Source organism: Mesorhizobium sp. M1A.F.Ca.IN.020.06.1.1, assembly GCF_004023265.1.
In the GTDB taxonomy this organism is placed as follows: Bacteria; Pseudomonadota; Alphaproteobacteria; order Rhizobiales; family Rhizobiaceae; genus Mesorhizobium.
The window spans coordinates 1-3,234 of record NZ_RZSR01000703.1 but is presented as its reverse complement, the minus strand read 5'-3'; the positions used below and the strand labels follow the sequence as shown (position 1 = coordinate 3,234).

The 3,234-nt window shown below is 64.9% G+C and carries 5 protein-coding genes; all 5 read left to right on the top strand.

Features of this window, described 5'->3' with window-relative positions; translation table 11 throughout:
• Positions 1–426 (top strand): SDR family oxidoreductase (locus EOA60_RS25380; protein ID WP_128312086.1); only part of this gene is annotated, 426 nt, incomplete at its 5' end.
• Complete coding sequence (locus EOA60_RS25375; RefSeq protein ID WP_095799811.1) at positions 395–931, top strand: gluconokinase; 537 nt, start codon at positions 395–397, stop codon at positions 929–931. The genes EOA60_RS25380 and EOA60_RS25375, both read left to right, overlap by 32 nt.
• Positions 928–1,815 (top strand): NAD(P)-dependent oxidoreductase, encoded by an 888-nt coding sequence (locus EOA60_RS25370; RefSeq protein WP_095799810.1) that lies wholly within the window; start codon positions 928–930, stop codon positions 1,813–1,815. The genes EOA60_RS25375 and EOA60_RS25370 overlap by 4 nt, the downstream gene beginning before the upstream one ends.
• Positions 1,812–2,153, top strand: a complete 342-nt coding sequence (locus tag EOA60_RS25365) for a hypothetical protein (protein ID WP_095799809.1) — start codon at positions 1,812–1,814, stop codon at positions 2,151–2,153. Before EOA60_RS25370 ends, EOA60_RS25365 begins: the two co-directional genes overlap by 4 nt.
• 125 nt (positions 2,154–2,278) lie before the next feature.
• On the top strand, positions 2,279–3,234 hold a 956-nt coding region (locus EOA60_RS25360), incomplete at its 3' end, for a HAMP domain-containing sensor histidine kinase (RefSeq protein ID WP_281060774.1).

The following is a 3,234-nucleotide window of genomic DNA, read 5'->3' as shown; positions in this document are numbered from 1 at the left end:
CTGCAGACCAATGTCGCCAGCGTCTTCCATGTCGGCCAGGCTGTGGCGCGCCACATGATCCGGCGGGGCCGCGGCAAGATCATCAACATCGCCAGCGTGCAGACCGCGCTCGCCCGGCCGGGGATCGCGCCCTACACGGCGACCAAGGGCGCGGTCGGCAATCTCACCAAGGGCATGGCGACCGACTGGGCCAGGCACGGCCTGCAATGCAACGCCATCGCGCCCGGTTATTTCGACACGCCGCTCAATGCGGCCCTTGTCGCCGACCCGGCCTTCAGCGCCTGGCTTGAAAAGCGCACGCCGGCTGGCCGCTGGGGCAAGGTCGAAGAACTGGTCGGCGCCTGCGTCTTCCTGGCGTCCGACGCCTCTTCCTTTGTCAACGGACATGTCCTCTATGTCGATGGCGGCATCACAGCTTCGATCTGACCTGCCGCCGCGCATGGTCGTCATGGGCGTCACCGGTTCGGGCAAGACGACGGTGGGCGAGGCGCTGGCCCGTGCGATCCACGCGACGTATGTGGATGGCGACAAGCTGCACCCTGAAGCCAACATCGCCAAGATGAGCGCAGGCATTCCGCTTGACGACGCTGACAGGTGGCCATGGCTTGCGAAAGTCGGCGGAACGCTGAGGCTGCAGCCCGCACCGGTCATCGTCGGTTGTTCGGCGCTGAAGCGCGCCTATCGCGATTTCATCACCGAGCAGGCCCGCGCGCCGGTGCTGTTCATCTATCTCGATGGTTCGCGTGAACTGATTTCCCGGCGCATGAGCGAGCGCACCGGCCATTTCATGCCGACCAGCCTGCTCGACAGCCAGTTCGCGACGTTGGAAGTGCCAGGCAAGGACGAGAATGCCATCGCGGTGGCGATCGACGCACCGCTCGAAAAGATTGTCGCGGACATAACGTCCAGATTTGAGGAGCGACCGTCATGACCAACACAGTCGCGCTAATCGGTGCCGGTGCCATGGGCGGAGCGATCGGCGATCGCCTGCTCGCTACCGGCAACCGGCTCTTCGTGTTTGATCTCGACACGACCAAGGTGGAAACGCTGGTTGCGAAGGGCGCCAGCGCCGCGGCCAGCGCGGCCGCGGCCGCCGCAGCGGCCGACTTCGTCATCCTCAGCCTCAATTCCGCGGCAATCGTGCGCCGCGCCGTGTTCGGAGATGGCGGCGTCGCCGCCGGCGCGAAGCCCGGCACGCTGATCATCGACATGTCGTCTATCGACCCCGACGCGACGCGCCAGCTGGCGGCGGACGCCGGCGAAAGGAGTCTGCGCTGGGTCGACTCCCCGCTCTCGGGCGGCGCGCCGAAGGCATTGGTCGGCGAATTGACGCTGATGGCGGGCGGCGCGGCACAGGATGTCGCCGACGCCCATAAGCTGCTGCGCGACGTCGCCAGCAACTATACGCATATGGGCCCGGCCGGTGCGGGGCAGACGACGAAGCTGATCAACCAGGTGCTCTGCGCCCTGAACTTCATGGCTGTGGCGGAAGCGACCCGGCTGGCGCTCGATGCCGGCGTGGACGCTCTCAAGATTCCGCAGGCGCTGAAGGGCGGCCGCGCTGACAGCGCCATCCTGCAGGAATACCTGCCGCGCTTCGCCACCCGCGACTACCGCCGCACCGGCCGCATCGACAATATGGTGAAGGACCTCAACGCTGCGCAGGACCTGGCGCGGCGCACGCATACGGCAATGCCGCTGACGGCGCTGTGCGCCGAGGTACATCGCCTGCTGACGGCCGCCGGACTGGGTGGCGAGGACCAGGCTGCACTGATGGAATTTTTCCGACGCAAGGACGAGGAGGACAACAAATGATCACGCGCTACGCATTGTTCGAGGGCAAGGTGAAGGACGGTCAGACGGAGGCGTTCCGCAGGGACGTGATCGAGACCGTGCTGCCCAAATGGAAGGCGTTCCCGGGCGCGCTCGACGTCCGCGTCTCCTTCGCCGAAAAGCGCGACGACGGCGCGCCGGAACTCCCGATGATCCTGGCGATCAATTACCGCGACATGGCGGCGGTCGACGCGGCCCTCGCTAGCCCAGCCCGCGCCGAATCGCGCGCCGCGACCGAAGCGGTGCTGTCCCGATATTTCGAGGGCCGCATTCACCACCACGTCACCATCGCCAACGAGTTTTCCCTGTCGACGGATTGACGTGCTTAAATCTGGCCCTGAGCCCTAAATGCGCAGGCAAGACAGGCAGCCGCACCAACGAAATCTTAATGTAAATCAAGCGTAATCCCGACCGTTAAAATTGTGCGTTTGGGTTGGGGTTACGCATGCCGGAGTATTCCTCCTTCATCCGGTCGATCCGGGTCCGCTATATTTCGGGATTGCTCGTCTTTGCCCTGGCCTCGGCGGCCGTCATGTTCGCGCTCAACCGCGTGAACTCATACCGCCACGAAGTCGATGCCTTGAGCGCCAATTTCGTCATCTTCTCGCGCGACCTGCGCAACGCCACCAATTTCGCCGAGACGACCGGAACCGTGTGGCGGGCTGAGACCCGCGATGGGCTGACCGCAGCCGCGCGCGGCCATTCCGAACGGCTGATGGGCGAGATCGAAATCCTGAACGCGCAGCTCGCGGCGATCAGGCCGCGGCTGTCGAAGAATACGCTCAATGCGCTCGAATCTGCTTCGGTGAACGACGATCTGTTCTGGTCGGCGCGCGACATGGTGCGCAATTTCAACCTGATGTCGGTGGCCCAGACAGTCGACGAATGGAGCTACCGCGAGATCCGCAACCAGAACGATCTTTTCGCCCAGCCGATGCTGGTGCGCGTGCGCACCGCACTCGATGACGAGCGGCGCCTCGCCGATGCCGCCAGCGACCGGCTGCTCCTATGGGCGAGCGGCCTGCTGATCGCCGTCATCGCCATCGCCGCGGGTCTGATCTTCCGGCCGATGGAGAACGCGATCCGCCGCGCCTTCGCCGAAACCGCAGCATCGTTGTTCAAGGCCGAGGCGGCCGACCGGGCCAAGTCGGAATTCCTCGCCAATATGAGCCATGAGATCCGCACGCCGATGAACGGCGTGCTCGGCATGGCCGAGCTTCTCGCCAAGACCGAGCTGACGCCGCGCCAGAAGACCTTCACCGACGTCATCGTCAAATCCGGCAACGCGCTGCTCACCATCATCAACGACATTCTCGATTTCTCGAAGATCAATGCCGGCCAGCTGACGCTCGACCCCGCCCCGTTCCGCCTGGCCGAAGCGGTCGAGGACGTGGCCACGCT

Excerpts from the sequence above, each read along its gene's own strand:
- EOA60_RS25375 (WP_095799811.1), top strand. The coding sequence starts at position 395 with ATGTCGATGGCGGCATCACAGCTTCGATCTGACCTGCCGCCGCGCATG.
- EOA60_RS25370 (WP_095799810.1), top strand. The coding sequence starts at position 928 with ATGACCAACACAGTCGCGCTAATCGGTGCCGGTGCCATGGGCGGAGCG.
- EOA60_RS25365 (WP_095799809.1), top strand. The coding sequence starts at position 1,812 with ATGATCACGCGCTACGCATTGTTCGAGGGCAAGGTGAAGGACGGTCAG.